Source organism: Micromonospora sp. NPDC057141 (assembly GCF_042670805.1).
Lineage (GTDB): Bacteria > Actinomycetota > Actinomycetes > Mycobacteriales > Micromonosporaceae > Micromonospora.
Genome location: NZ_JBHUVA010000031.1, coordinates 42,946 through 69,836, shown reverse-complemented (window position 1 = coordinate 69,836; position 26,891 = coordinate 42,946). Strand labels below are relative to the sequence as shown.

General features: G+C 74.3%; 29 protein-coding genes. 17 read left to right on the top strand and 12 right to left on the bottom strand.

What is annotated here, in order from left to right; genetic code table 11:
- Positions 1-578: 578 nt before the first annotated feature.
- Complete coding sequence (gene tyrS / locus ACFT41_RS17805) at positions 579-1,865, bottom strand: tyrosine--tRNA ligase (RefSeq protein WP_377585111.1); 1,287 nt, start codon at positions 1,863-1,865, stop codon at positions 579-581.
- 81 nt (positions 1,866-1,946) lie between these two features.
- On the opposite strand from tyrS, the gene ACFT41_RS17800 reads away from it, so the two are divergent.
- From ACFT41_RS17800 to ACFT41_RS17785, 4 genes are all read left to right on the top strand, one after another.
- Positions 1,947-2,354, top strand: a complete 408-nt coding sequence (locus tag ACFT41_RS17800) for a PaaI family thioesterase (RefSeq protein ID WP_377585095.1) — start codon at positions 1,947-1,949, stop codon at positions 2,352-2,354.
- A gap of 119 nt (positions 2,355-2,473) precedes the next feature.
- Positions 2,474-3,700, top strand: coding sequence for an NRAMP family divalent metal transporter (locus tag ACFT41_RS17795; RefSeq protein WP_377585092.1), 1,227 nt, complete (start codon positions 2,474-2,476; stop codon positions 3,698-3,700).
- A 2-nt stretch (positions 3,701-3,702) separates the two neighbouring features.
- Complete coding sequence (locus ACFT41_RS17790) at positions 3,703-4,077, top strand: hypothetical protein (protein ID WP_377585109.1); 375 nt, start codon at positions 3,703-3,705, stop codon at positions 4,075-4,077.
- A complete protein-coding gene (locus ACFT41_RS17785) occupies positions 4,064-4,408 on the top strand; it encodes a PRC-barrel domain containing protein (protein WP_377585089.1) in 345 nt (114 codons plus the stop codon). The genes ACFT41_RS17790 and ACFT41_RS17785 overlap by 14 nt, the downstream gene beginning before the upstream one ends.
- 177 nt (positions 4,409-4,585) lie before the next feature.
- Here the strand turns inward: ACFT41_RS17785 and ACFT41_RS17780 are convergent, their stop codons facing one another.
- Entirely contained in the window at positions 4,586-5,218 is a 633-nt protein-coding gene (locus ACFT41_RS17780; protein ID WP_377585087.1) for a hypothetical protein, read from the bottom strand.
- 65 nt (positions 5,219-5,283) lie between these two features.
- Positions 5,284-5,796 (bottom strand): GNAT family N-acetyltransferase, encoded by a 513-nt coding sequence (locus tag ACFT41_RS17775; protein WP_377585084.1) that lies wholly within the window; start codon positions 5,794-5,796, stop codon positions 5,284-5,286.
- 145 nt (positions 5,797-5,941) lie between these two features.
- On the opposite strand from ACFT41_RS17775, the gene ppdK reads away from it, so the two are divergent.
- The 6 genes from ppdK (at position 5,942) to ACFT41_RS17745 (ending at position 13,713) form a co-directional block, all read left to right on the top strand.
- The gene (gene ppdK / locus ACFT41_RS17770) at positions 5,942-8,602 is read left to right on the top strand and encodes a pyruvate, phosphate dikinase (protein ID WP_377613915.1); all 2,661 of its coding nucleotides are present in this window, start codon (positions 5,942-5,944) and stop codon (positions 8,600-8,602) included.
- A gap of 10 nt (positions 8,603-8,612) precedes the next feature.
- The gene (locus ACFT41_RS17765) at positions 8,613-9,113 is read left to right on the top strand and encodes a hypothetical protein (protein WP_377585078.1); all 501 of its coding nucleotides are present in this window, start codon (positions 8,613-8,615) and stop codon (positions 9,111-9,113) included.
- A gap of 195 nt (positions 9,114-9,308) precedes the next feature.
- Positions 9,309-10,319 (top strand): alcohol dehydrogenase catalytic domain-containing protein, encoded by a 1,011-nt coding sequence (locus ACFT41_RS17760; RefSeq protein ID WP_377585075.1) that lies wholly within the window; start codon positions 9,309-9,311, stop codon positions 10,317-10,319.
- Positions 10,320-10,366: 47 nt separating this feature from the next.
- Entirely contained in the window at positions 10,367-12,616 is a 2,250-nt protein-coding gene (pflB, locus tag ACFT41_RS17755) for a formate C-acetyltransferase (RefSeq protein ID WP_377585106.1), read from the top strand.
- On the top strand, positions 12,613-13,356 hold the full coding sequence (gene pflA / locus ACFT41_RS17750) for a pyruvate formate-lyase-activating protein (protein WP_377585072.1): 744 nt from the start codon (positions 12,613-12,615) through the stop codon (positions 13,354-13,356). Before pflB ends, pflA begins: the two co-directional genes overlap by 4 nt.
- A gap of 102 nt (positions 13,357-13,458) precedes the next feature.
- Entirely contained in the window at positions 13,459-13,713 is a 255-nt protein-coding gene (locus ACFT41_RS17745) for a hypothetical protein (RefSeq protein WP_377585069.1), read from the top strand.
- An 18-nt stretch (positions 13,714-13,731) separates the two neighbouring features.
- Here the strand turns inward: ACFT41_RS17745 and ACFT41_RS17740 are convergent, their stop codons facing one another.
- Together ACFT41_RS17740 and ACFT41_RS17735 are read right to left on the bottom strand one after the other, a co-directional pair.
- The gene (locus ACFT41_RS17740; RefSeq protein ID WP_377585066.1) at positions 13,732-14,208 is read right to left on the bottom strand and encodes a cyclic nucleotide-binding domain-containing protein; all 477 of its coding nucleotides are present in this window, start codon (positions 14,206-14,208) and stop codon (positions 13,732-13,734) included.
- Positions 14,209-14,266: 58 nt separating this feature from the next.
- Positions 14,267-14,686, bottom strand: coding sequence for an Hsp20/alpha crystallin family protein (locus ACFT41_RS17735; protein WP_377585063.1), 420 nt, complete (start codon positions 14,684-14,686; stop codon positions 14,267-14,269).
- A gap of 210 nt (positions 14,687-14,896) precedes the next feature.
- Here ACFT41_RS17735 and ACFT41_RS17730 point away from each other — a divergent pair, with 210 nt between their 5' ends.
- The 3 genes from ACFT41_RS17730 (at position 14,897) to ACFT41_RS17720 (ending at position 19,632) form a co-directional block, all read left to right on the top strand.
- Positions 14,897-17,623 carry a cation-translocating P-type ATPase gene (locus ACFT41_RS17730; protein ID WP_377585060.1) on the top strand — a complete coding sequence of 909 codons (2,727 nt, stop codon included), beginning with the start codon at positions 14,897-14,899 and terminating at the stop codon, positions 17,621-17,623.
- 49 nt (positions 17,624-17,672) lie between these two features.
- On the top strand, positions 17,673-18,554 hold the full coding sequence (locus tag ACFT41_RS17725) for a universal stress protein (protein ID WP_377585057.1): 882 nt from the start codon (positions 17,673-17,675) through the stop codon (positions 18,552-18,554).
- 193 nt (positions 18,555-18,747) lie between these two features.
- Entirely contained in the window at positions 18,748-19,632 is an 885-nt protein-coding gene (locus ACFT41_RS17720; RefSeq protein WP_377585055.1) for a universal stress protein, read from the top strand.
- Positions 19,633-19,686: 54 nt separating this feature from the next.
- Here the strand turns inward: ACFT41_RS17720 and ACFT41_RS17715 are convergent, their stop codons facing one another.
- The 5 genes from ACFT41_RS17715 to ACFT41_RS17695 all read right to left on the bottom strand — a co-directional run bounded on the left by ACFT41_RS17715 (position 19,687) and on the right by ACFT41_RS17695 (position 23,731).
- Positions 19,687-20,310, bottom strand: coding sequence for an FMN reductase (locus ACFT41_RS17715; protein ID WP_377585052.1), 624 nt, complete (start codon positions 20,308-20,310; stop codon positions 19,687-19,689).
- On the bottom strand, positions 20,307-21,437 hold the full coding sequence (locus ACFT41_RS17710; protein WP_377585050.1) for an LLM class flavin-dependent oxidoreductase: 1,131 nt from the start codon (positions 21,435-21,437) through the stop codon (positions 20,307-20,309). Before ACFT41_RS17710 ends, ACFT41_RS17715 begins: the two co-directional genes overlap by 4 nt.
- A 159-nt stretch (positions 21,438-21,596) precedes the next feature.
- Positions 21,597-21,872, bottom strand: coding sequence for a ubiquitin-like small modifier protein 1 (locus ACFT41_RS17705; protein ID WP_377585047.1), 276 nt, complete (start codon positions 21,870-21,872; stop codon positions 21,597-21,599).
- A gap of 3 nt (positions 21,873-21,875) precedes the next feature.
- The gene (locus ACFT41_RS17700; protein WP_377585045.1) at positions 21,876-22,961 is read right to left on the bottom strand and encodes a WD40/YVTN/BNR-like repeat-containing protein; all 1,086 of its coding nucleotides are present in this window, start codon (positions 22,959-22,961) and stop codon (positions 21,876-21,878) included.
- A gap of 146 nt (positions 22,962-23,107) precedes the next feature.
- Positions 23,108-23,731: a DNA-3-methyladenine glycosylase gene (locus ACFT41_RS17695; protein ID WP_377585042.1), complete on the bottom strand. Its 624-nt coding sequence runs from the start codon at positions 23,729-23,731 to the stop codon at positions 23,108-23,110.
- Between the two features lie 187 nt (positions 23,732-23,918).
- Between ACFT41_RS17695 and ACFT41_RS17690 the strand changes: the two genes are divergently transcribed.
- Positions 23,919-24,377, top strand: a complete 459-nt coding sequence (locus tag ACFT41_RS17690; RefSeq protein ID WP_377585039.1) for a DNA-binding protein — start codon at positions 23,919-23,921, stop codon at positions 24,375-24,377.
- Positions 24,377-24,733 (top strand): MmcQ/YjbR family DNA-binding protein, encoded by a 357-nt coding sequence (locus tag ACFT41_RS17685; RefSeq protein WP_377585036.1) that lies wholly within the window; start codon positions 24,377-24,379, stop codon positions 24,731-24,733. The genes ACFT41_RS17690 and ACFT41_RS17685 overlap by 1 nt, the downstream gene beginning before the upstream one ends.
- Before the next feature lie 19 nt (positions 24,734-24,752).
- On the opposite strand, the gene ACFT41_RS17680 is transcribed toward ACFT41_RS17685, so the two are convergent.
- Together ACFT41_RS17680 and ACFT41_RS17675 are read right to left on the bottom strand one after the other, a co-directional pair.
- Entirely contained in the window at positions 24,753-25,046 is a 294-nt protein-coding gene (locus ACFT41_RS17680) for a flavin reductase (RefSeq protein ID WP_377585033.1), read from the bottom strand.
- On the bottom strand, positions 25,046-25,306 hold the full coding sequence (locus ACFT41_RS17675; RefSeq protein ID WP_377585031.1) for a hypothetical protein: 261 nt from the start codon (positions 25,304-25,306) through the stop codon (positions 25,046-25,048). Before ACFT41_RS17675 ends, ACFT41_RS17680 begins: the two co-directional genes overlap by 1 nt.
- A 307-nt stretch (positions 25,307-25,613) precedes the next feature.
- Between ACFT41_RS17675 and ACFT41_RS17670 the strand changes: the two genes are divergently transcribed.
- Both ACFT41_RS17670 and ACFT41_RS17665 read left to right on the top strand, forming a co-directional pair.
- Positions 25,614-26,414 carry a helix-turn-helix domain-containing protein gene (locus tag ACFT41_RS17670; RefSeq protein WP_377585028.1) on the top strand — a complete coding sequence of 267 codons (801 nt, stop codon included), beginning with the start codon at positions 25,614-25,616 and terminating at the stop codon, positions 26,412-26,414.
- Positions 26,405-26,599, top strand: coding sequence for a DUF397 domain-containing protein (locus tag ACFT41_RS17665; protein WP_377585025.1), 195 nt, complete (start codon positions 26,405-26,407; stop codon positions 26,597-26,599). Before ACFT41_RS17670 ends, ACFT41_RS17665 begins: the two co-directional genes overlap by 10 nt.
- Positions 26,600-26,891: the final 292 nt, after the last annotated feature.

Sequence of the window (26,891 nt, the reverse complement as noted above, 5' to 3'; positions counted from 1 at the left end):
AAGCCTGACCCGGCACGGGGCATCATTACTTGGCACTGGCTTATCAAGCACCCTGTTGAGTTCTCAAAGAACAACCACACACCATCCGAAAGCCCCCCACCAAGAGGACCCCCATCCGGGGCAACTCGCTCTCCCTACCACCCGCCACTCTCGCGCCGGGCACTTTTACTACGTTACCCTCCGGTTTCCGCACTGTCAAACCGGAGAATCCCGATCCGACCCGCTTCCACCCGAATTGCGGGCACCACGAAATCACCGATTCGCACCGGCCTCACCCGTGGCTTCCGGTAGGCCGGCCGCTGCGGTCTCCCGCACGCTCGCCCGGTTCCCTACCGGCGGTGAACCTTACCCGGTCGGTCTCGCCTCGCCAAATCCGCCTTGCGGCAGACCCGGGGCACCGCCCGATACGGGTCACGGTGGGTATGCCCTCCGAAACCCGATGTTCGCTACCGCGCTCCGGCCTTGGGGACTTCCGCCCCGTTTCGCCCGTTCCGCGCTGGCAGAGAGAAAGTTACGCCCCCGACGGATTGGTCGTCAAATCCGTCGGGGGCGTCCCGCGTCACACTTCCCGCGCGCCGCTATGTACGCAGCTCGACGCCGGCGAACGACTTCTTGCCGCGGCGCAGGACCAGGTACCGGCCGTGCAGCAGGTCCTCCGGAGCCGGCCTCGCATCCACCTCCGTGATGCGGGTGTTGTTGACGTACGCACCGCCCTCGGCGATCACCCGACGCGCCTCCTTGGCGCTCGGCACCAGACCCGACTCCCGCAGCAGCCCGGCGACGTCGGGCAGCTCGTCGAGGTGCACCAGCCCGGCCTCGGTCAGAGCCGCCCGCAGCGTCTCCGGGGTCAGGTCGTCCAGCGAACCCCGGCCGAAGAGGGCCTGGCTGGCGGCGACGGCCTGGGCCATCTCCCGCTCGCCGTGCACGAGGGTGGTCAGCTCCTCGGCGAGGGCCCGCTGGGCCAGCCGGGCCGCCGGCCGCTCCGCCGTCTCCTTCTCCAGCTGCTCGATCTCGTCACGCGAGCGGAAGCTGAAGTAGCGCAGGTAGCGGATAACGTCGCGGTCGTCGGCGTTGAGCCAGAACTGGTAGAACGCGTACGGGCTGGTCAGCTGCGGGTCGAGCCAGACGGCGCCGCCCTCGGTCTTGCCGAACTTCGTGCCGTCGGCCTTGGTCACCAGCGGCGTCACGAACGCCTGCACGGGCCCGGCCCCCCGGCGGCGGACGTAGTCGACACCGGCGGTGATGTTGCCCCACTGGTCGGAGCCGCCGAACTGGAGCTGGCAGCCGCGCCGGCGGTGCAGCTCGTAGAAGTCGTGGGACTGGAGCAGCTGGTAGCTGAACTCGGTGAAGCTGATGCCGGTCTCCAGCCGGGCCTTGACCACCTCCCGGGCCAGCATCTTGTTGACCGGGAAGTGCTTGCCGACGTCGCGGAGGAACTCGACCACCGACATCTCGCCGGTCCAGTCCAGGTTGTTGACCAGTTGCGCCGCGTTCTCGCCGCCGTACGACACGAAGGGCGAGAGCTGGTCGCGGATGCGGTCGACCCAGCCGGCCACCACCTCGGGCGGGTTCAGCGTCCGCTCGGCGCTCTCCTTCGGGTCGCCGATCTGCCCGGTGGCCCCGCCGACGAGCAGCAGCGGCCGGTGCCCGCCGAGCTGGAGGCGGCGGGCCGTGGTGACCTGCATGAGGTGGCCGACGTGCAGGCTGGCCGCCGTCGGGTCGAAGCCCACATAGAAGGTGGCGCTCCCGACGTCGAGCAGCGCGCGCAGCTCGTCGAGGCCGGTCGAGTCCTGGATGAGGCCCCGCCACTGCAGGTCTTCGGTCAGGGAGGCCCGCCCGGTCGGCGGGAGGCTGCTGTCGGTCACGGTCACCGATTCTCCCCCATCACCCGAACCGGCTGGTACCGGGTTTGCCGCTGATCGCGGTTGACTAGGCTGGCCCTCCCGATGCGAGGAGGAGCCGCCGTGGAGATACCCGAGCTGACCGGGGGTTTCGTCGCCCTGCTCGGCCTCAAGTTCGACGAGGTGAGTGCCGACCGGGTCGTCATCCGCTGGCGGGTCCACCCCGACCTGCACCAGCCGTACGGCATCCAGCACGGCGGGGTGTACTGCGCGGTGGTGGAGACCGCCGCGAGCGTCGGCGGCGGATTGTGGCTGGGCGGGCAGGGCCGGGTGGTCGGGGTGTCCAACCAGACGGACTTCCTGCGTGCGGTCCGGGAGGGCGAGCTGACGGCCGTGGGCACCCCGGTGCACCGGGGCCGCAGCCAGCAGCTCTGGCAGGTGGAGATCTCCGACGACGCGGGGCGGCTGGTCTCCCGGGGCCAGGTACGCCTGCAGAACCTCACCGGCGGCTGACTCTCGCCGCCGGTTGATCCGGCGGCCTGCCTGCCGATGCCGGATGCCCGGTTCGGGGCTTGAGCGGCGTCACGTCCCGATATCGTCGCGGCGATGGCACCTGTCGACCCACGTACGAGGTGAGGAAGCTCCTCGCCGCGACGCTCGGCGTGCTCTCCGCCGTCGGCGGGTTCGTGGACATCGGCGACCTGGTGGCGGCGAGTCAGGCGGGGGCGCGCTTCGGCATGGCGCACGCCTGGGTGCTACTGCTCGGGGTGGTGGGCATCTGCGCGTACGCCGAGATGGCCGGACGGGTCGCGGCCGTGAGCGGCCGGGCGGTGTTCGACCTGGTCCGGGAGCGGCTGGGGCCCCGGGTGGCGCTGCTGAACCTGGTGGCCTCCTACCTGGTGACCGTGCTGACCCTCGCCGCCGAGCTGGGCGGCGTGGGACTGGCCCTGCAACTGGCCTCCGGGCTGAGCTACCTGCTCTGGGTGCCGGTCGCCGCGGCGGCGGTGTGGCTGGTGCTGTGGCGGATGCGGTTCCAGCTGATGGAGCGGGTGTTCGGCCTGGCGGGGCTTGCCCTGGTGGTGTTCGCGGTGGCGCTGCTGTGGCTGCCCACCGACTGGGCGGCGCTCGGGCGCTCGGCACTGCCCGGCGGGGCGGCGGGGCAGGGCTGGGGAGCGTACTGGTTCGTGGCGGTGGCGTTGTTCGCCTCCACGGTCAGCCCGTACGAGGTGTTCTTCTTCTCCTCGGGCGGGGTGGAGGAGCGGTGGAGCGCCGCCGACCTGGCCGATGCCCGGTCCAGCGTGCTGATCGGGTTCCCCGTCGGCGGCTTCCTCGCCCTGTCGCTGATCGCCACGGCGGCGGTGGTGTACCACCCGGGCGGAGCATCGCCCGACTCCCTCGCCCAGGTGGCGCAGCCGGCGGTCCTCGCGTTCGGGGCGGCGGGGCTGGCGGTGGCGGCGCTGGCGTTCTTCGCCGTCACGTTCGGTGCCGCGCTGGAGACGGGGCTGTCCGCCGCGTACGCCGCCGCGCAGTATTTCGGCTGGCAGTGGGGCAAGCGGGTGAGCCCCCGCAAGGCGGCCCGGTTCCACAGCGTGTTGCTGGTCAGCGTGCTGCTCGGGGTGCTGGTGCTGCTGACTACGGTCGACCCGGTGACGCTGACCGAGTACATGCTGGTCCTCAGCGCGGTGGTGCTGCCGCTGACGTACCTGCCGATCCTGATCGTGGCCAACGACCGGACGTACCTGGGCGATCGGGTGAACGGGCCGCTGGCGAACCTGCTGGGGTCGGTGTTCCTGCTGGTGATCGTGTTGGCGTCGGTGGCGGCGATCCCGCTGGCGGTGGTGACGGGGATGGGCCGGTGAGGATGCAGCTCGGCCGGCAGCTGCTCGACCGGCAGATCGTCGACCGCGACGGCCGGCTGGTCGGCAAGGTCGACGACGTGGAGCTCGGGGTCGACGGCGACGGGGTGCCGTACGTGGCTGCCCTGCTGACCGGGCAGGGGGCGCTCGGGCAGCGGATCGGCGGCCGGATCGGGCGGCTCCTCGTCGCGGTGGCCGGCTGGTTCACCGAGGACCGGGCGGTGACGCCGCTGCGCATCCCGTACCGGCTGGTGGAGCGGGTGGACAGCGCGGTGCGGCTGCGGGCCCGCCTCGACGACCTGCCCGCCTCGCCGGTGGAGCAGTGGCTGCGCCGGCACCTGATCGACCGGATCCCGGGGGCCGACCGTGCGAGCGGGTGAGCTGCTCGGCCGCACCGCGTACGACCTGCACGGCCGGCGGCTGGGGCGGGTGGTGGACGTGGTGGTGCGCGGTGCGGTCCCCGACGGGCGGCTGCGGCTGACCGACGTGATCGTCGCCGGGCGCTGGTACGCCCGGGTCACCGGGCGGCTGATCGGTGCGGAGCGGCACCCGTCGGGGCCGTGGCTGATCCGCCTGGTCGCCCGGGTACTCAGCGGCAGCAGCCGCCAGGTGCCGGCCGACACGGTCCGGTTGGTGCCGCCGGTGCCCGGCTTCCCGTTCGGCGCGGCGCCGCCGGAGGAGCCGGCGCAGGAGTCGGAGGGGTCGGGCTGAGGGGCAGCCGCGGGCACGCAGGTGGGACTACGCCGACCGCGTCGTCGAGGCCGCCGTGGCGCACCACCGGCGCGCGGGAGTGCCCGGTGGCCGCCAGCGTCAGCCGGCGCGGCGTCCGCCGTGGTCCCGCTGTCGGGCGCGAGGAAGCCGGCGAGGGTGACGCTGCCGACCGGCCGGTCAGGCCCGGTCGGTGGCGGGCAGGTCGAGCACGTACGCGTCGTCCTCGGCGCGGAATCCGAGCCGGTGGTAGTACGGCGCGACCATACCGGGCGGGCTGACCACCCGGCGGAACCCCCGTTCGGTGAAGAGGCTGCTGCGCCGGTAGACGAACTCGCCGGGGGTGAAGTCACGAAACGGCGGGGTCACGTAGTCGAGGTCGACCTGGGCGGTGTCGCCGCCCTCGGCGTGCGAGAGCACCACCCCGACCACCTCGTCGGCGCGGACCACCAGGAACGCGGAGCGGTGGGTGGTGTGCCCGCTCCAGTGGAAGCCGGGGTTGAACCGGGCGATGTCGGCCGCGTGCACACGCAGGGTGTGGGCCAGGAACTGGTCGTCGACGCCGACCTCGACCACCTGGTACGTCTGCTCGTCGTGCCGGGTGGCGAGCATCTTCCGCAGGTACCACACGTTGATGACGGCGAGCACGACGTTCAGCCCCACCATCGGCCACACGGCGAGGGCGGCGTTGTAGCCGATCAGCACGAGGCAGCCGACGAGGTTGAGCGCACGCAGCCGCAGGATGCGCGCCTGTAGCAGCGACCAGACCAGCAGCGCCGAGCCGGTCCAGCCGATCAAGTCCAGCCAGTTCACCCCGCGAGACTAGTGCCCGCCCAGCTCAGGCCGACTGCCGGGCGGTGCGTGGCGGACCCTGGCCGTCAGCCGGACAGCTCGAGGACCCACTCCTCGACGACGGCGCGGCGGCCGTTGGCGTACCCCGAGTCGTCGCCGACGACGACGAAGCCGCACTTGCGCAGCACCGCGAGCGAGGCGGCGTTGTCCTTGGCGGCGCGGGCGCGCACCGGGCGGCGCGGCAACTCGGCCAGCAGGGCGGCGAGGGCCCCGGTGGCGTGGCCGCGGCCCCAGCGGGCCCGGTCGATCCAGTAGCTGACCTCGGTCTGCGCGCCGACGGGGAAGGCGGCCAGGTGGCCGACGACCGCGCCGTCGACGGTGACGGTGCGGGTGACGATCGCCGGGTCGGCGCGGATGCGCCGCCAGTGCGCGTCGAACGCCGCCCGGTCCGCCGGGTCGACGGGGCCGAACGCCGCCACCCAGTTGGCCTCGGCGTCCTGCTCGAACGCGAAGAAGTGCGGCAGGTCGTCGTCGCGCACGGGGCGCAGGCGCACGGTCTCGGCGGGCGCGGCGGGCGGGCGCAGATCCTCGGCGGTCACGGGGGGCAGGTTACCGGCGCGGTACGACAGGTCGGGACCTCCGGCCCGGCGGTCGTTCCATCCGGCCCTGTCGACGGCCCGGCCCGGCTCGCTACGAAGGAAGGGGACGACGTTCCCGCACGGTAGCGGAGTGGAGGCCGACGCCATGCCCAAGTATGTCTACGACTTCTTCGAGGGTGACCGGAGCAGGGCGGACCTGCTGGGCGGCAAGGGGGCGAACCTGGCGGAGATGACGCGGCTCGGGCTGCCCGTGCCGCCGGGCTTCACCGTCAGCACCGCCGCCTGCCGGGCGTACCTCGCCGACGGCGCGCCACCGGCCGGCCTGTTCGACGAGGTGAACGCCCACCTGCGGGAGGTGGAGGCACGGCTGGGCCGGTGGCTCGGTGACCGGCGCGACCCGCTGCTGCTGGCCGTACGCTCCGGCGGCCGGTTCTCGATGCCGGGCATGATGGAGACGATCCTCGACATCGGGCTCAACGACTCGACGGTGGGCGGGCTGGCCGCGCACAGCGGCGACGAGCGGTTCGCCTGGGACTCGTACCGGCGGTTGATCCAGATGTTCGGCCGGACCGTGCACGGGGTGCCGGCCGAGGAGTTCGAGCGGGAGCTGGCGGCGGTGCGGGCGGCGGCCGGGCCCGCCGGGCCGGACGCGGCGGCGCTGCGCGACCTGGTGGAGACGTACAAGAAGGTGTACGCCCACCACGTGGGGCACGACTTCCCGCAGTCCCCGCACGAGCAGCTCTACCAGGCCATCCGGTCGGTCTTCGCGTCGTGGAACGCCGACCGGGCGGTGCTCTACCGCCACCGCGAGCACATCCCGGACGACCTGGGCACGGCGGTCAACGTGATGGCCATGGTCTTCGGCAACCTGGGCTCGGACTCGGGCACCGGGGTGGCGTTCACCCGCGACCCGGCCACCGGTGCGCCCGGGGTGTACGGCGACTACCTGCCCGACGCGCAGGGCGAGGACGTGGTGGCGGGCATCCGCAACACCGTCGGCCTGCCGGAGCTGGAGCGGATCGACCCGGCGAGCTTCCGCCGGCTCACGGAGATCATGCGAACGTTGGAACGGCACTACCGGGACCTGTGCGACGTCGAGTTCACCATCGAGCGCGGAAAGCTGTGGATGTTGCAGACCCGGGTCGGCAAGCGCACCCCCGCCGCCGCGTTCGTGATCGCCGCGCAGCTCGTCGACGAGGGCCTGATCAGCCTCGACGAGGCGCTGCACCGGGTGAGCGGGGCGCAGCTCGCGCAGCTGATGTTCCCCGGCTTCGACCTCGACGCCGCGCCCGAACCGCTGGCCACCGGCGTCGGCGCGTCGCCCGGGGCCGCCGTGGGCCGGGTGGTGTTCGACTCGGCCGCCGCGGCGGCGGCCACCGACCCGGTGATCCTCGTGCGCCGGGAGACCAACCCCGACGACCTGCCCGGCATGATCGCCGCGCAGGGGGTGCTGACCTCGCGGGGCGGCAAGACGTCGCACGCCGCGGTGGTGGCCCGGGGCATGGGCCGCACCTGCGTCTGCGGGGCCGAGGCGGTGCGGATCGACCCGGAGCGCGGCGAGTTCACCGTCGGCGACCGGGTCGTGCGGGCCGGCGACGTGATCTCCATCGACGGCACCACCGGCCGGGTCTACCCGGGGTCGGTGCCGGTGCGCCCCTCCCCCGTCGCCCGCTACCTGGCCGGCGAGCTGTCACCCGAGGCCGATCCGCTGGTCACCGCCGTGCACCGGCTCCTCGGCCACGCCGATGCCGTGCGCCGCCTCGGGGTGCGCGCGAACGCGGACACCCCCGCCGACGCCCGGCGGGCCCGCGCGTTCGGGGCGGGCGGGATCGGGCTGTGCCGCACCGAACACATGTTCCTCGGCGAGCGCCGCGAGCTGGTGGAACGGCTGATCCTGGCCGACGGGCCGGCGGAGCGGGACGAAGCCCTGGCGGCGCTGCTGCCGTTGCAGCGGGCCGACTTCGTCGGCATCCTCGCCGCGATGGACGGGCTGCCGGTGACGATCCGGCTGATCGACCCGCCGCTGCACGAGTTCCTGCCCCCGCTGCACGAGCTGACCGCCCGGGTGGCCCGGGCCGAGGCGCTGGGCGAGGACCCGGGGCGCGACAGGGCGCTGCTGGTCGCGGTGCGCCGGATGCACGAGGCCAACCCGATGCTGGGGTTGCGCGGGGTGCGGCTCGGCCTGGTCGTGCCGGGGCTGTTCGCGATGCAGGTGCGGGCGGTCGCCGAGGCGGCGGCCCAGCGGCGGCGCGACGGTGGCGACCCCCGGCCGGAGATCATGGTGCCGCTGGTCGGTGACGTGCGGGAGCTGACCGCGGTGCGGATCGAGGCCGAGCGGGTGCTCGCCGGGGTCGGGGGCGCGCCGGAGATCCCGATCGGCACGATGATCGAGGTGCCCCGGGCGGCGCTCACCGCCGGGGAGATCGCCGCCGAGGCGCGGTTCTTCTCCTTCGGCACCAACGACCTGACCCAGACCGCGTGGGCGTTCTCCCGCGACGACGTGGAGGGGGCGTTCTTCGGGGCGTACCTGGAACGCGGGATCTTCCCGGTCTCCCCGTTCGAGAGCATCGACACCGCCGGGGTGGGGCGGCTGATCCGCCTGGCCGTGGCGGAGGGCCGGGCGGCCCGGCCGGAGCTGACCGTCGGCGTGTGCGGCGAGCACGGCGGCGACCCGGACTCGGTGGCGTTCTTCGCCGAGGTCGGCCTCGACTACGTCTCCTGCTCGCCGTACCGGATCCCGATCGCCCGACTGGCCGCCGGACGGGCCGCTGTCGGCCCCGCCGACGCCCAGTCCGATTCCCGCTAGGAGGCGCACGATGACCGCGATCCTGAACCCCACCGGCCCCGCCCCGCTGACCTCGTCGCCGGTCCCGGCCCGCCCGCCGGCCGCGACGGCCAGGCCGACTGGCACGACCGGAGCGACCGGGACGAGCGAGTCCGCCGGATCCGTCGGGCCCGTGCTCGTCCTGCCCGGCACGTCGCCGGTGGCGGTGGTGCCGGTGACCCGCGACGGCCGGCCGGTGGGCGCGTTCGTGCTCGCCGGTTGCCGGGTGCGGTACCGCTCGCTGGTCGCCCCGGACCGGATGCTCGCCGCGGCGGCGGCCGGGGCGCTGGCCGTCGGGCTGGTCACCGCTGCGGTGGCGGTGGTGGCCGGCCGACGTCGCCCGCCGGCGATCGGCACGGTGCGGATGGGACCGGGCGGCTGGGTGAGCCTGCGGGGCGTCCGCGCCCCGGCCCTGCGCTCGACTGCCCGCCGCCCCTGGTGGGCCCACGTCCTACGCCTACGCGCCCACCGCCTCCCCGAGTCCCCCCGATGATCGGTTGATCAAGAGGTTTGCGTCAGGTTTCGCCCCGACCCTGACGCAAACCTCTTGATCACCAGGCGGGAGGCGGGGCGGGGTGGGGTGGGGTGGGTCGAAGGTCCCGGGTGGAGCGGCCCGGGGACTCTGCTCCCGGGGGGCGGGACGGAAGAGTCTGGTGGTGGAAGCGACAACGGAGCTGGGAGGCCCCCGATGCGTGCGAGTGTCGTCACCGCGTTCGACCGTCCACTGGAGATGTTCGACCTGCCCGTGCCGGAGCCGGGCCCGGGCGAGATCCTCGTCCGGGTCGAGGCCAGCGGCCTGTGCCACACCGACATCCACGCCGCGCGCGGCGACTGGCCGGTCAAGCCGAACCCGCCGTTCGTCCCCGGGCACGAGGGCGTCGGCATCGTCGAGCGGATCGGCGCCGGGGTGACCGAGCACGCCGTCGGCGACCGGGTCGCCCTGCCCTGGCTCGGCTGGGCGTGCGGGACGTGCGCGTACTGCGTCACCGGATGGGAGACGCTGTGCGAGGCGCAGCGCAACACCGGGTACGCCATCGACGGCGCGCACGCCGAGTACGCGGTCGCGTCGGCCCGGTACGCCGTCGCCGTCCCCGCCGGGGTGGACCCGGCCGAGGCCGCCCCGCTGACCTGCGCCGGCGTCACCACGTACAAGGCGGTGAAGGTCGCCGGGGTGCGGCCCGGCGACCGGGTGGCGATCTTCGGCATCGGCGGCCTGGGCCACCTCGCCCAGCAGTACGCGCAACTGTTCGGCGGCGAGACGGTCGCCGTCGACGTCACCGGCGAAAAGCTGGCCCTCGCTGCCTCGCTGGGCGCCACGCACACCGTGAACGCCGCCGACGTCGACCCCGTCGAGGCGGTCACCGCGCTCGGCGGGGTGGACGTGGCGATCGTGCTGGCCGCCGACCCGCGCGTCATCGAGCAGGCGCACCGCTGCCTGCGCCGCGGCGGCCGGCTGGTGCTGGTGTCGTTGCCGAAGGACAACCGGATCACCCTGCCGGTCTTCGAGACCGTACTCAAGGGCATCACCGTCATCGGCTCGATCGTCGGCACCCGCGCCGACCTGGCGGAGGTGTTCCGGCTGCACGCCGCCGGCCGCACCCGCGTCGCGTACGAGGTGCGCAAGCTCGACGAGATCAACGAGGCGATCGAGGACGTGCTGGCCGGCCGGGTGGCCGCCCGCCTCGTCCTGACGCCGTGACCCGCGGCTCCGCCGCCGTCGACACCAGCGAATCGGAGGCACAGACCATGACCGGCACCGAGCGCGTCGTCCGCGACCCGTGGCGGGGCTTCGCCGACGGGCCGTGGCGCACCACGATCGACGTGGCGGACTTCGTGCGCCGCAACCACGAGCCGTACACCGGCGACGCCGGGTTCCTCGCCGGCCCCACCGAGCGGACCCTGGCGGTCTGGGGACGGCTGACGGACATGTTCCCCGAGGAGCGCCGCCGCGGCGTGTACGACGTCGACGCGGCGACCCCGTCCACGATCACCGCCCACGCCCCCGGGTACGTCGACGCCGACCGGGAGCTGATCGTCGGGTTGCAGACCGACGCGCCGCTGCGCCGGGCGATCATGCCGGCCGGCGGGCTGCGGATGGTGGAGACCGCGCTGCGGGCCTACGGCTACGAGCCGGACCCGGCGGTGCACCGCATCTACACCGGCTACCGCCGGACGCACAACGACGCGGTGTTCGACGCGTACCCGGCGGACGTCCTCGCGGCGCGGCGCTCGCACATCATCACCGGGCTGCCCGATGCGTACGGGCGGGGCCGGATCATCGGCGACTACCGGCGGGTGGCGCTGTACGGGGTGGACCGGCTCGTCGCCGAGCGCCGGGCGCTGAAGGCCGCCCTGGACGACCGGCCGTCCACCGACGAGGTGATCCGGGACCGGGAGGAGCTGGCCGAGCAGATCCGCGCGCTCGGCGAGCTCAAGGCCATGGCCGCCGCCTACGGGTACGACATCTCCGGCCCCGCCACGACCGGCCGCGAGGCGATCCAGTGGCTGTACTTCGCGTACCTGGCCGCCACGAAGGAGCAGAACGGCGCGGCGATGTCGCTCGGGCGGACCGCGAACTTCGTCGACGCGTACCTGCGGTGGGACCTGGCCGAGGGGCGGCTCACCGAGACCGGCGCGCAGGAGCTGGTCGACGACTTCGTGATCAAGCTGCGGATCGTGCGGTTCCTGCGCACACCCGACTACGACCAGCTCTTCTCCGGCGACCCGACGTGGGTCACCGAGGCCCTCGGCGGGATGGGCGCCGACGGCCGGCCGCTGGTGACCCGCACCAGCTTCCGCTACCTGCAGACCCTCTACAACCTGGGCCCGGCACCGGAGCCGAACCTGACCGTGCTGTGGTCGCCCCGGCTGCCCGAGGGCTTCAAGCGGTTCTGCGCCCAGGTGTCGCTGGACACCAGCGCCATCCAGTACGAGAACGACGAGCTGATCCGGCCCGCGTACGACGACGACACCGCGATCGCCTGCTGCGTGTCGGCGATGCGGGTCGGCAAGGACATGCAGTTCTTCGGCGCGCGGGCGAACCTGGCCAAGGCGCTGCTCTACGCGATCAACGGCGGCCGGGACGAGCTGACCGGCGACCAGGTCGCCCCGCCCACCCCGCCGGTCGGCGGCGAGACGCTCGACTACGACGAGGTGCTCGCCGCGTACGACCGGACGCTGGACTGGCTGGCCGAGACGTACGTGGACGCGCTGAACGTCATCCACCACATGCACGACCGGTACGCCTACGAGCGGCTGGAGATGGCGCTGCACGACCACCCGGTGCACCGGTTCATGGCCACCGGCGTCGCCGGGCTGTCGGTGGCGGCGGACAGCCTAGCCGCCATCCGGTACGGCACGGTGAAGGTGCTGCGCGACACCACCGGGCTGGCCGTCGACTACGCCGTGGAGGGCGAGCCGCCCACGTACGGCAACGACGACGACCGGGCCGACGAGATCGCGGTGTGGCTGGTGGAGACGTTCGCGGAGAAGCTGCGCCGGCAGCGCACCTACCGCGACGCGGAGCTGACCATGTCGGTGCTCACCATCACCTCGAACGTGGTGTACGGCAGGCACACCGGCAACACCCCCGACGGGCGGCGGGCTGGCGAGCCGTTCGCCCCCGGCGCGAACCCGATGAACGGCCGGGACACCCACGGCCTGGTCGCGGCGGCGCTGTCGGTGGCGAAGCTGCCGTACGACGCGGCGCGCGACGGGATCTCGCTGACCGGCACGGTCACCCCGGACGGGCTGGGGCACACCCGCGACGAGCGGATCGCCAACCTGGCCGGGGTGCTCGACGGGTACGCCGACGCGGGCGGGTTCCACCTCAACGTCAACGTGCTGGACCGGGCCACCCTGCTCGACGCGATGGCCCACCCGGAGCGCTACCCGCAGCTCACCGTGCGGGTGTCGGGGTACGCGGTCAACTTCGTCCGGCTCACCGCCGAGCAGCAGCGCGACGTGGTGTCCCGCACCTTCCACGGTTCGCTGTGACCCGGCCGGAACTGACCGGGGCCGTGCACTCGTGGGACCTGTCGATCGGGGTGGACGGCCCCGGCACCCGGTTCGTGGCGTTCCTGGCCGGGTGCCCGCTGCGGTGCCGGTTCTGCCACAGCCCGGACACCTGGTACCGGCGCAGCGGCCGGCACCGCACGGTGGACGAGTTGATGACCCAGATCGAGCGGTACCGGCGGTTCATCTCGGTGGCCGGCGGCGGGGTGACGATCAGCGGCGGGGAGCCGCTGCTGCAACCCCGGTTCACCGGCGAGGTGCTGCGCCGCTGCCACGCCCTGGGCCTGCACACCGCCCTGGACACCTCCGGCTTCCTCGGCGCGCGCGCCGACGACGCCCTGCTCGACGCCACCGACCTGGTGCTGCTGGACGTCAAGTCGCGGGACCCGGCGACGTATCGGCGGGTGACCCGCACCGGCGAGATCGGCCCGACCCTGCGCTTCGGCCGCCGGCTCGCGGCCCGCGGCACCCCGATCTGGATCCGGTTCGTGCTGGTGCCCGGCCTCACCGACGCGGAGGACAACGTGGCCGGGGTCGCCGACTTCGCCGCCGAACTGCCCAGCCTGCAACGGGTGGAGGTGCTGCCGTTCCACCGGCTCGGCGCGCACAAGTACGCCGAGCTGGGGCTGGCGTTCCCCCTCGCCGACACCGAGCCGCCCGGACCGGAGCTGCTGGACCGGGTACGCGGCCAGTTCGCCGCCCGGGGCCTGACCGTCCACTGAGCGCCCGGCAGTCCCGCGACATCGCCGACCCGGCAGTCCCGCGACATCGCCGAGCCGGCCCACGGTTGGTCGTGGCAGGATCGCGCCATGAGGGGATCACGGATGTCTCGGCGGCACCTGGACCAGTTGAGGTCGGCACGGGCGCCGGTCGCGGCCGGCGCCCAGGCGACCGGGGCGCGCGCGACGGGCGCCGTCGCCGTGGGGGCGATGGCCGTCGGGGCGATGGCCGTGGGGGCGACGGCGCTGGCCGTCGTCGCGATCGGTCGGCTGGTGGTCCGCCGGGCGGTCATCCGGGAGCTGCGCATCGGCCGGCTGGAGGTCGACGAACTGATCGTGCACCGCCGCCTCGGCGACTGATCGTGCACCGCCGCCGGGTCAGCCCGTCGGTGGCAGGGCCATCGGATAGCCGTACAGGTCGAGCAGGCGGATGCGGGCCGACTGGAGCCGGTCCACCACCACACTCATGAAGCGGGTGGTCAACTGCCGGCCGAACGCGTCGTCGTACTCCATCAACCGGCGTACCCCGGCGGCGGTGAACTCCACGGCCGGGGTACGCCGCACGGCGACCGCGCCGAACTGCCACCGGTACGGCGGGAACAGCCACGACCAGCCGAGCACGCCGCCCGGGCCGATCGTGTCGATGCCCACGTCGCCGCGCCCGGGGACCGGGAAGTCCAGCGCCACCTCCCCGCCCCGGACCAGCCAGAACCGCTCGGCGGGCTGACCGGCCCGGAACAGCCGGTGCCCGGGATGCCAGACGACGGGGCGGGCGTACCCGGTCAGCCGGGGCAGCCACTCCTCGGGCACGCCGATCAGGAACGGGTGTTCGCGGAGCATGTCGAGCGGGGTCATCGGTGGGCTCTCCTCGTCGCGGGAGGGGCCCGGCGCGCGGCCGGGCCCCGTGGTCACCTCAGTGCGCGCCGCCGTGCTCGACGGTGATCGGGATCTCCCGGGCGGTCGGCTCCGTCTCGCCGACCGTGGCGGAGATCTCCAGGATCCCGTCGGCGTACGCGGCCTTGAGGGTCTCCTGCTTCAGCCCCGCCGGCAGCGGGATCAGCCGGGAGAAGGAGCCGTAGTGGAACTCGGTGCGGACCTTGTCGGCGTGGCTCTCCCGGCGCACCACGTCCAGCCGCAGGTTCTCCCCGGTCAGGGTGATCCGCACGTCCTTGGCCGGGTCGACGCCCGGCAGCTCGGCGCGCACCACGTACCGGTCGCCGTCGAGGTAGTCCTCGACCCTGATGGTCGGGGCCAGCATCGGCAGCCAGGACAGATTGGTCCAGTCGAACGGCGCGAGCGTGCCGCCGCCCCTGAACTTCGTGACGGTGGACATCTTCGACCTCCTTGTCGATCGTCCTGGTTTCCATCGCACTCCTTCGCGGCGGCCGGCGTCAGGGCCGTTGGTCCCGGGCCACGCGGGCGAAACGCCTCTGCCGCCGCACCGGGCGGCAGGGCGACGCTGGAGGGGGACGGCGTGCCCGGCGACGCGCCGCGCGGACAGGGAGGTCAGTGGTGGCAGTACCCGTCGGACGGGAGCGCACCGATGCTCGCTGACACCCGACCCCGCCCCGCAGCGCCGGACGGCCCCGCCGAGCCGGCGGGCCTGGGGGCGGTCGAGGCCGCCGCGCGGTTGGCCGCCGAGGGCCCGAACAGCGTCGCCCGGCCAGAGCGCCGGCACCTGGCGACCCGCGTCCTGCGTCAACTCGCCGACCCGCTGGTGGCGCTCCTGCTGGCCGCGGCGGTGGTCACCAGCGTGCTCGGCGACTGGCCGGACACCGCCGTCATCGCCCTGGTGGTGCTGGTGAACACCGCGATCGGGGTGGTCCAGGAGGTCCGCGCGGACCGCGCGATCGCCGCACTGGACCAGCTCGCCGCCCCGACCGCCCGGGTGGTCCGCGACGGCGAGGACCTGATCGTGCCGGCCTCCGTCGTGGTCCGCGACGATCTGGTACGCGTCGAGGCCGGCGACGTCGTCCCGGCCGACCTGCGGCTGGTGCGGGCGAGCCGGCTGCACCTGGACGAGTCGGCGCTGACCGGCGAGTCGGTGCCGGTGGGCCGGGACGTCGGCGAGGAGGTGGCCGCCGGCACGGTGGTGACCGTCGGCCGGGGCACCGGCACGGTGATCCGCACCGGCCCGGCGAGCGCCCTGGGCCGGATCAGCGCGCTGGTGTCGGCCACCCGTCCCGGCGCCACCCCGATGCAGCGCCGGCTCGCCGGCCTGGGCCGGATGCTGGGCCTGGTCGCGGTGGGGCTGTCCGCGCTGGTGTTCGGCATCGGCCTGCTCGGCGGCCGGCCCGTGGTGGACATGGCGATCACGGCGGTGAGCCTGGTCGTCGCGGCGGTGCCGGAGTCGCTGCCGGCCGTGGTGACGCTGGCCCTGGCCCTCGGGGCGCGGCGGATGGCCGCGGCGCGGGCGATCCCCCGGCGGCTGCACGCGGTGGAGACGCTGGGCTCGGTGACCGTCATCGCGTCCGACAAGACGGGCACGCTCACCGAGGGCCGGATGGCGGTGCAGCGGGCGGTGACCGCCGACGGTTCCGGCTACGAGGTGACCGGCTCCGGCTACGAGCCGCGCGGGACGGTGCGCGGCGAGGGCGGGGCGGCGGGCGTACCCGACGAGCTGCGCCGGCTGGCGCGGGCCGGGCTGCTCTGCAACGATGCCGCGCTCTCCCCGCCGACGGACGAGCGGCCGGGGTGGGAGGCGGTGGGCGACCCGCTGGAGGCGGCGCTGGTGGCCTTCGCCGCCCGGTGCGGGCTGGCCCCGGCGATCACCCGGGCCGCGTGGCCGCGGGTCGCCGAGCACCCGTTCGACCAGGCGACCCGGCGGATGACGACGGTGCACCGCTCCTGCGACGGCCGCTGGCTGGTGGTGTGCAAGGGCGCACCGGAGAACGTGCTCGCCGCGCCGCTGCTCGACGCCGACGACGCGGAGATCGCCACGCTGACCGGGCGGGCGCACGAGCTGGCGGGGGCGGGGCTGCGGGTGCTCGCCGTCGCGGCGGCACTGGTGGACACGGCCCCCGACCCGGCCGCGCCGACCGCCCTGCGCCCGGTGGGGCTGGTCGCGGTCGGCGACCCGCTGCGGCCCGGAGCCGCCGAGATCGCGCACCGGTTCGACGACGCCGGCGTACGGCTGCTGCTGGTCACCGGCGACCACCCGGCGACGGCCGCCGCGATCGGCGGGCAGCTCGGGCTGTGGCGCGACGGCGACCCCGTCGTGCGGGGCGACGACGGCGACGTGACCGACGCGCACCCGGCGGCCCGGGTGTACGCCCGTACCCAGCCGGAGCAGAAGCTCGACATCATCGCCGGGTTGCAGGCGCAGGGGCACGTGGTGGCGATGACCGGCGACGGCGTCAACGACGCGCCGGCGCTGCGTCGCGCGGACATCGGGGTGGCGATGGGCGGCGGCACGGAGGTGGCCCGCCAGGCCGCCGACCTGGTGCTGGTCGACGACGACCTGTCCACGGTGGCCGCCGCGATCGGCGAGGGGCGGCGCATCTACGACAACATCCGCCGGTTCCTGCGCTACGCCCTCGCAGGCGGCGTCGCCGAGATCGCGGTGATGCTGCTCGGCCCGCTGTGCGGGCTGGCCGTGCCGCTGCTGCCGGCGCAGATCCTCTGGGTCAACCTGCTCACCCACGGGGTGCCGGGGGTGGCACTCGGCGCCGAGCCGGCCGAGCCGGGGACGCTACGCCGGGCGCCGCGCTCACCGCAGGAGTCGGTGCTGGGCGCGGGCCTGGGACGCGACGTGCTGCTCACCGGCGCGCTGATCGCGGCCGTGGTGCTCGGTGCCGGGGTCCTCGCCGCCCGATGGGACCGGCCCTGGCAATCGGTGGTCTTCGTGGTCCTCGGGCTGGCCCAGCTCGGGGTGGCGCTGGCGGTCCGGGCCCCCCGCCCGGCGCGCCGGGCGGGTCCGCACCGTGGGGCCGGGCTCGCGGGCTGGCGGCCGGGCAACCCGGCGCTGCTGGTCGCGGTGGCCGTCTCGGCGCTGCTACAGGTGGCCGGCGTGTTGGTCGAGCCGCTGCGGGTGCTGCTCGGCACCGACCCGCTCGGCGCGGTGGACCTGCTGGCCTGCGCGGCCGTGGCGGTGCTCCCCGGGCTCGCGTTGCGCCTGCTGCGGCCCCGAGGCGGCACGGCCGCCTCCGGCGGCGCAGGCTCCTCCGGCAGCGCAGGCTCCTCCGGCGGCGCCCACGGCCCGGCGCCCGACCACCGGCCGGAGCACCCGGGCCGGGACCAACGGCCCGCCGGTCGGGCCCGGCGGCCCTGACCGGCGCGCCCGGGCCGGGGCAGACTGGAAGCGGAAGAAGGAGGACGTGATGACCATCAGATCCGGTGCCCCCGTCGTGGTCGGCGTAGACGGTTCCACCTCCGCCCTGGACGCGGTCCGGGTGGCGACCCGGGAGGCCGAGGCACGGCACCGCCCGCTGCGGGTGGTGCACGCCTTCAGCTGGCCGCTGCTCGGCGTCCCGCTCGGGCCGGCCCCCAGCGGCCCGCCCGACGCCGGGCTGCGCCATGACGCGGAGCGGATCGTCGCCGACGCCGTCGCCGAGGCGAAGAAGGTCTCCACCGAGGTGGACGTGACCGGCGAACTCGTCGACGGCTTCCCCACCGCGGTGCTGCTGCGGGAATCCCGCGACGCGGCCCTGCTGGTGCTGGGCTCGCGGGGCCTGGGCGGCTTCGCCGAGCTGCTGGTCGGCTCGGCGGCGATGGGGGTGTCGGCGCGCGCCGACTGCCCGGTGCTCGTGGTGCGCGGCGAACCCCGCGCCGACGGGCCCGTGGTGGTGGGCGTCGACGGCTCGGCGCTGTCCGACGAGGCCATCGGGTTCGCCTTCGAGGAGGCGGCGCAGCGCGACACCGACCTGGTGGTCGTGCACGCGTGGCTCTTCCCCACCCCGGTCGCCCCCGGCGCGGTGCTGCCCCTGGTGTACGACCTCGACGTGCTCGCCGAGGAGGAGGAGCGGGTCCTCGCCGAGTCGGTCGCCGGCTGGTCGCAGCGGTACCCGGAGGTGACGGTGCACCGGCGCCTGGTCCGGGGCACACCGGCCCGGGTGCTGGTCGAAGCGTCGCGGACCGCGCAGCTCACGGTCGTCGGCGCGCACGGCCGGGGCGCGTGGGGCGGGCTGCTGCTCGGCTCGGTCAGCCACGCCGTGCTGCACCACGCCGACTCCCCGCTGGCGCTCGTCCGCCACCACCGCTGAGGTACAAGGAAGGGCCCCTTCCTAACGCATTTTGTATAGGAAGGGGCCCTTCCTAACCCGGCGCGGCGGCCTTGGCGCGGCGCGGCGAGCCTTGCGTCGCGAGTCCGTACGCGGCGCGGCGTGTCCGGGCAAATGCCGGGGGGTGGGAGCCGCCCCGCCGACAATGGCCTGTGGTCGAGCACGGGGAGAGACGATGAACCGACCTGTCGTGGTGGGGGTGGACGGATCGCCGTCGAGTCTGGTCGCCGCCGAGCACGCCGCACAGCAGGCCGCCTGGCGGTCCCGGCCCCTGCTGCTGGTGCACGGCTACCTGCACCCGCTCGGCTACGGCGTGCCGATCAACCCGTACGACGTGGGGGTGCCCGCGCCCACCGAGGAGGCCCGGCGGATGCTGGACCGGACGGCGGACGAGCTGCGCGGACGCTGGCCCGGCGTCGACGTCGAGGTGCGACAGGTGGCCGGCGGTCCCGCCGCGACCCTCGTGGCGGAGTCCCCCCGGGCGGAGCTGGTGGTGGTCGGCAGCCGGGGGTTGGGCGGCTTCGCCGGCCTGCTGCTCGGCTCGGTCGGCGCACAGGTCGCCGGGCACGGGCGCTGCCCGGTGCTGGTGGTGCGCCCGCAGGAGCAGCCGATCCCGCTCGGCGGCCCGGTGGTCGCCGGCGTGGACGGGTCGGAGCCGGGGCGGCTCGCCGCCGTGCTCGCCGCCGACGAGGCGGCCCGCAGGGGCACCGGCCTGGTGCTGGTGCACGTGGCGACGGTCGACGACGCCCGCCCGGTGCCGGACGAGGTCGAGGAGTCCGGGGCGGCGGCCCGGGCGGAGTCCGCCGACCTGCTCGACGCCACCGCCGCCGAGGTGACGGCCGCCCACCCGGGCCTGACCGTCGAGCGGCGGCCGGTGCGGGCGGCCAAGCCCGAGCGGGCCCTGATCGAGTTGAGCGGGGACGCGGCGCTGGTGGTGGTCGGCTCGCGCGGGCGCGGCGGCTTCGTCGGCCTCGTGCTCGGCTCGGTCAGCCAGGCGCTCGTACAGCATGCGCATTGTCCGGTGCTGGTCGCCCACCCGCAGCCGGCCGACACCGGGTGACCTGGACGGCCCCCGCCGGCACGCCGCCCCCGGACCGTCAGCAGGGCCGGACGGTCAGGCGGGGTCGCGGCCGGCGAGCAGCTCGTCGAAGCCGGCGGTGAGCGCGAACGGGTCGGCGGGTGCGGCGGGGTGCCGGCGCGCCACCTGGTCGGCCAGTTCGCCGGCCGCGCGGACGATCCGGGAGCGCAGTGCGCCCTCGGCCGTCGCTCCCGACCAGTCCTCCGTGGCGGCGAAGACCGCGGTGGGCACGACCACCGCCTTCAGGTACGCGAACATCGGCCGGACGGCGTGTTCCAGGGCGAGGGAGTGCCGGGCGGTGCCGCCGGTGGCGGCGATCAGCACGGGCCGGTCCACCAGCGTGGCGGCGTCGAGCACGTCGAAGAACGACTTGAACAGCCCGCTGTAGGACGCGTTGAAGATCGGCGTGACCGCCACGACGCCGTCGGCTGCGGCGAGCGTGTCCAGCGCGTCGCGCAGGGCGGGCGGCGGGAAGCCGGTGAGCAGGTGGTTGACCACGTCGTGGGCGTGGTCGCGCAGCTCGATCGGGCGCAGCTGAACCTCGACGCCGCGCCCGGCCAACTCGTCGCGGGTGGCCGCAGCGAGCTGGTCGGCGAGCAGCCGAGTCGACGAGGGCTGGGAGAGCCCGGCGGAGACCACGGCCAGGGTACGGCGGCTCATCGCACCGCCTCCGCAGCGGCACCGGCGGGGTCGGCGGCGGCAACCGCGTCGGCGGCGTCGCGGGCGGCCTTCAGCGACGCGTGCGTCGGGGCCTCGGGCACGTGCGCGGGCCGCAGCGCGGCGAACTCCCGGCGCAACACGGGGACCACCTCCTCGCCGAGGAGGTCGAGCTGCTCCAGCACGGTCTTCAGCGGCAGGCCGGCGTGGTCGATCAGGAAGAGCTGCCGCTGGTAGTCGCCGACGTAGTCGCGGAAGCCGAGGGTACGGTCGATCACCTGCTGCGGGCTGCCGACGGTCAGCGGGGTCTGCGCCATGAAGTCCTCCAGCGCCGGCCCGTGGCCGTAGACGGGGGCGTTGTCGAAGTACGGGCGGAACTCCCGCACCGCGTCCTGCGAGTTGCGCCGCATGAACACCTGGCCGCCGAGCCCGACGATCGCCTGGTCCGGCGAGCCGTGCCCGTAGTGGGCGAAGCGCTCCCGGTAGAGGCCGACCATCCGCTGGGTGTGCTCCTTGGGCCAGAAGATGTGGTTGGCGAAGAAGCCGTCGCCGTAGTAGGCGGCCTGCTCGGCGATCTCCGGGCTGCGGATCGAGCCGTGCCAGACGAACGGCGGCACCCCGTCCAGGGGGCGCGGCGTCGAGGTGAACGACTGCAACGGGGTGCGGTGCTTGCCCGACCAGTCGACCACGTCCTCGCGCCAGAGCCGGCGCAGCAGGTCGTAGTTTTCGATGGTCAGCGGGATGCCGGCCCGGATGTCCTTGCCGAACCACGGGTAGACCGGGCCGGTGTTGCCCCGGCCGAGCATCAGGTCGACCCGGCCGTCGGCGAGGTGCTGGAGCATCGCGTAGTCCTCGGCGATCTTCACCGGGTCGTTGGTGGTGATCAGGGTGGTGGCGGTGGAGAGCAGCAGCCGCTCGGTGCGGGCCGCGATCCAGCCCAGCATGGTGGTGGGCGACGACGGCACGAACGGCGGGTTGTGGTGCTCGCCGGTGGCGAAGACGTCGAGCCCGACCTCCTCGACCTTGCGCGCGATTGTCACCATCGCCTTGATCCGCTCGTGCTCCGACGGCTCCCGCCCGGTGGTCGGGTCGACGGTGACGTCTCCGACGGTGAAGACCCCGAACTGCATGACGACTCCTCGTGTGGCTGCCGGACCGTTCCGGCCCCGGACGCAGCGCACAACATATTTGACGAGTCAACTATTCCGTCGGCCGGGGGGCCACGGTCCCGGTGGCCGGGCGTGCGCCGTCCGAACGCGGCGGCGGGACCGGACTGGCAGGAACGCGGGTCAGCCGCCGGCCACCGAAGGAAGCACCTGCACCTCGGCATCCGGCGGGACCGGAGTGTCCAGACCGCCCAGGTGGCGGCTGTCCTCCCCGTCGACGTAGACGTTGACGTGCCGGCGCACCTCGCCGCGCTCGTCGCGCAGCCGCCGGGCCAGCCGGGGCCACTGCCCCGCCAGCTCGTCGAGGACGTCGCGCAACGTGCCGGCCGCGGCGACGGTGAGCCGCGCCGCGCCCCCGGCCTCGCCGCGCAGCGGCCCCGGCACCAGGACGGTGACCACCCCTCAGACCTCCGCTGCGCGGACGCAGAGCACGTCGGGCAGGTGGGCGGCGACCAGGGACCAGGAGTCGCCCTCGTCGCGGCTGGCGTAGACCTCGCCGGAGCGGGTGCCGAAGTAGACGCCGGCCGGGTCGGCGTCGTCGGCGCACATCGCGTCGCGCAGCACCGCCGGATAGTAGGGACCGGCGGGCAGGCCCGCCGAGAGCGCCTCCCACGTCCCGCCCGCGTCGGCGGAACGGTAGACCCGGCAGCGCTCGTCGACCGGAAAGCGCCGGGAGTCGGCGGCGAGGGGGAACGACCAGATCAATCCCGGGCGGCCGGGGTGGGCCACCATCGGGAAGCCGAAGTCGCTGGGCAGGCCGGCGGCGATCGACACCCACGTGCGGCCCCCGTCGTCGGAGCGGTAGACGCCGTGGTGGTTCTGGGCGTAGAGCCGCTCCGGGTTGCCCGCGTCCCGGGCGACCTTGTGCACGCACTGGCCGAACTCGGGCCACTCGTCGGGCAGGAAGTAGGCCCGGATGCCCGTGTTGCCCGGTGCCCAGCTCGCGCCCGCGTCGTCGGAGTGGTAGACCCCGCCGGTCGACATGGCCACCGCGATCCGGGCCGGGTCGTGCGGGTGCGGCAGGACGGTGTGCACCGCCTGGCCACCGAAGCCCGCGCCCCACTGCTCCCGGTGGGGGTGGTCCCACAGCGCGCGGACCAGCTCGAAGGTGCGCCCCGCGTCGGTGGAGCGGAACAGCGCCGACGGCTCGGTGCCGGCCCAGACCACGTCCGGCTCCGCAGGCCCGGCGGGCGCGAGCTGCCAGACCCGGCCGAGGCTCGCCCCGGTGTCGGCCGGGAAGGCGACCGGGGCCTGCTCGGGCTCCTGCCAGGACGCGCCCAGGTCGTCGCTGGTGGCCACGCTGGGCCCGAAGTGGGAGCTGGTCACCCCGGCGAGCAGGCGCGGCACGTCGCGCCGGGTGTCGACCGCCACCGCGTACACGCCCGTCATGGGGTGGTGGGGGCCACTCACCTGCCAGGTGCGGCGGCCGTCGGTGCTGGTGGCGAGGAAGAGGCCCTTGCCGGTGCCGATCGCGAGCAGGGTCGTCATGATGCTTCCTTCGCGGAGCCGGGAGCCGGATGGCGTGATTATCTCCACCGGGGCCGACACAAACCGGGCGGCACACCGGGAGCACCGGGCACAGCCGCAGGTCAACGGCCGGATCGGGGCGGCTCAGCGGCGGGATCGGGAACCGCTCAGCGGCGGGATCGGGGCACGTGCCGGCGGTACTGGCTCACGGTGGGCTCGCCGCCGATCCAGAACCGCCACGGCACGTCGTGCGCGCCGGTCACCCCGACCCGGGGCCCGGCGACGATCGCCGCGTCGGGCACCGGCTGCACCGCCGGGCGCAGCCGCACGGGCCCGTCGCCGAGCAGGTAGCGGCCGTACAGCGTGCGGTCGATGCCGAGGGCGGCGCAGAGCCGGGCCGGGCCGCGCGCCAGGTCGACATCCCGGCGTACGGCGGTGCGGCGGGACCGCGCGACCTCGACGCCCTCGACCACCTCGCCGGCCCGCAGCAGCACCGCCGAGGCCTCCCCCTCCGGCCCGGTCACCACGTTCACGCACCAGTGCATGCCGTAGGTGAAGTAGACGTAGGCGTGTCCCGCCGGGCCGAACATCACGGCGTTGCGCGGGGTGCGCCCCCGGTGGGCGTGGGAGGCGGGATCGCCGGCGGTGCCCGCGTACGCCTCGACCTCGGTGATCCGCACGGTGACCCCGCCGGCCGAGAGACGGCAGCCGAGCAGCCCCCGCGCGGCCGGCACGACGGGCCCGGCGAGCAGCTCGGCCACCCCGGCGACACCCACGTCGGGGTACGACATGAGCCCGACCCTACCCAGTCCCGACCCGCCCTGCCGGGCTGGGCTGGGCTGGGCTGGCCGTCACCATGTCGGCGACATGGCGGCTTCCCCGAGCTGGGACCACCCCATGTCGCCGACATGGAGTCGATCACCACCTAGCCACCAACATTCCGTTGACAACGGATCGTTCAGGTGGTGCGATCGGCGCATGATCCTGGAACCGCAGGAGCCGTTCGCCGCGCCCGATCCGGGGCGGGCACGGGCGCACCGCACCCACGCCGCGCTGACCCGCATCGCCGAGCGCCACGCGGGCGACGACACGCGCCGCCGCCGCTACGCCCACCCGCACGTGCTGGACCCGTACGAGGCGGTGGCCCTGGTGACCGCGCTGGCCGCCGGCGGCGCGGAGCCGGCCGACGGGGAGGAGCCGATCGACTCGACCGACCTGGTCGCCGCGCTCACCCTCGTCCCGCACCTGCGCGCCGAGGTGGACGCGCTGGAGGCCGGCCTGCTGCGGCTCGCCCGCGACCGGGGGCTGACCTGGCAGGCGGTCGCCCACGGGCTGGGGCTCGGCTCGGCGCAGGCCGCCCGGCAACGCTACGAACGACTCGCCGGCCGGGTCGGCGACGACCCGCACACCGGCGACCACAACGACGGGGAGGCGTGATGGACCGCGCGGAACTGATGGCGTACTGCCTGGGCAAGCCCGGCGCGTGGCTCGACCAGCCGTGGGACGCCGAGGTCGTGGCGAAGGTCGGCAGCAGGATCTTCGCCTTCCTCGGCCCCGAGTCCGCCGACCGGGTGGGCCTCAAGTGCGGCCCCACCCGGGAGCTGGCCGACGAGTGGCTGCACCGGTTCCCCGGCGACGCCGTCGCCTCCTCCCACGTCGGCCGGTTCGGCTGGAACAGCCTGCGGCTGGCCGGGGCGATCGACGACGACGAGCTGCGCGAGGCGGTGGACACCTCGTACGAGGCGGTGGTGGCGAAGCTGCCCCGCCGCGAGCGCCCCCCGACGCCGGCCTGACCCCGGCGTCGGGGGGTGGTCAGCGGTCCGGCTCCCCGTCGGGGCGGGGCCTGGCGTCACCCCGGGCCCGGGCCCAGTTGATGAAGCGTTCGTGCAGGTCGGGGGCGCGCTCGGGGTGGAGCTGGGCGAGCTGGGCGCGCTGGGCGCGCGCCTCGACCATGAGCTGGGCCAGGTAGAACAGCAGGGCGGTCCGATCGCCCCGGAACTCGACCAGCAGGCCCAGGCGGGCCGGCTGACAGGGCCACTCCGCGCCGCAGTTGCGGCACCGCCACAGCGGACGCATCGGCACGTGCGGGATCGTCCGGCGCACCATCAGCGCATCCGCAGGGCGATCGCGCGGGCCTCGTCGCGGCTGACCGGCAGCCACCAGAGGAACCGCCGTACCACCTCGATCGGATCGGGGCCGCCCGGGCGGCCCCGCAGGTCGCGGATCGCGGCCGTCGTCACGGCCGAGACCACCGCGAGCAGGTCGGGTGTCGCCGGCTCGGGCATCGCCCGCAGCTCGGGGCACGGCCAGGGCAGCGCGCACCGCCGGCACAGCCAGTCGGGCGAGCCGGCCCCGTGACCGGCCACCGACACCGCCGGAGCAGGGGGCGCGACCGGTGGCGAGAGACGCGACGGCCACTCCAGGGGTCGTCGGTGCCGGCTCGGCCTTCTCCCGCAAGGAAACCGTCGGATCGACACGTCACTTCCTCCCATTCGCCGGACGGCCCGCAGAAACACCCGGTGGTTCGGCCGGGCACGGGCCAGCAACGAGTGACAGTGTGGTGAGAAGACCACTACGGTCGGAAGTCATCGTGCCTGATGGTGGGGCCGGAGAGCAGCCTGGGCCCTGTCAGCGAATGCCCCGTGATGAGCACGCCGAGATTGTGGAGGGACTGTGGAGGAGCCGACGGCGGACCTGATCCGAGCTCAGCTTCGTCGCCTGCGGATCGCCGCCGGCCTGAGCCAGGAGGAGTTCGGCAAGCGGGTGCACTACTCGCCGTCGATGGTCTCCGCGGTCGAGACGGGAAGCCGACCGTACGATCGGTTGTTCCTCGCACGCGCCGACGAGGTCCTCAATTCCGGTGGGCTGCTCATCGCCCTGTTGAGAATCGCCGAACGGGAGGCCCAGCCGTCGTGGTTCCGTCCGTGGCTGGACGCCGAGCGCACCGCGAGGCAGCTCCGCTGCTTCCACCCCACGCTGATTCCGGCTCTCCTTCAGACCGAGCACTACGCCCGTGCGGTGATCCGCTGCGATGGCCTGCTCAGCGACGAGACGGTGGACAAGCGCGTCGCGGCGCGAATGGAACGCCAGGCGATCCTGGCGCAACCCGAGCCGCCCCAACTCGTGGCAGTCCTCGACGAGGGGATCTTCCACCGTCGGGACGAGAGCTTTCGCGGAATCATCGCCCAGCAGGTGGAGCACCTGGTGGCCTGCGCCGAGCGTCCACAGGTCAGCATCCACGTCATTCCGCTCCAGGTCAGCATGCACGTCGGCATGTCCGGCCCATTTGCCCTGGCCAGAGGGTCGGACGGCGGATGGGTGGGAAGCATGGAGAATCAGCTCACCGGCGCAGTGACAGACGCAGAAGGCGAACTGGCTACCCTCTTGTCCAGGTGGGAAATGGTTCGGAACGAAGCACTGTCTCACCGACAGTCGATCGAACTCCTCAAGGAAGTGGCGACGTCATGGACCTGAGCAGCGCAACCTGGCACAAGGCCACCCGCAGCGGAAACACCGACTGCGTCGAGGTCGCCGACAATCTGGCCGAGGTCGTGCTCGTCCGCGACACCAAGGACCGCGACGGCGGCACCCTCCACTTCACCCCCACCGCCTGGCGGTCCTTCGTCCACCTCGCCCGGCAGACTGGTCCGCGCGCCTGATCCACTGCCGCTCGACCACTGTTTCGGAGAATGCTGCGGGCGCGCCTCCGGACGAGCTACGAAGGCTGGCGCGCAAGATCGTGCTCGTTCCCGGAAACAGGGGCATCGGCGTCGTGACGATCCCACACTTTCCCTGATCGAGCGCGCTCACCCGCGCCCGCACCACGCCCAGCCTCCGCCGCACCCCGCCCGCTCCCCCACTGCGCGCCGATCTTGCACTTGGCGAGCGGGCGGGCATCGGTGGGAAGGTGGCCGAAGGCCCCCCGGAGTGCTGCCGGAGGGCCTTCGGCGT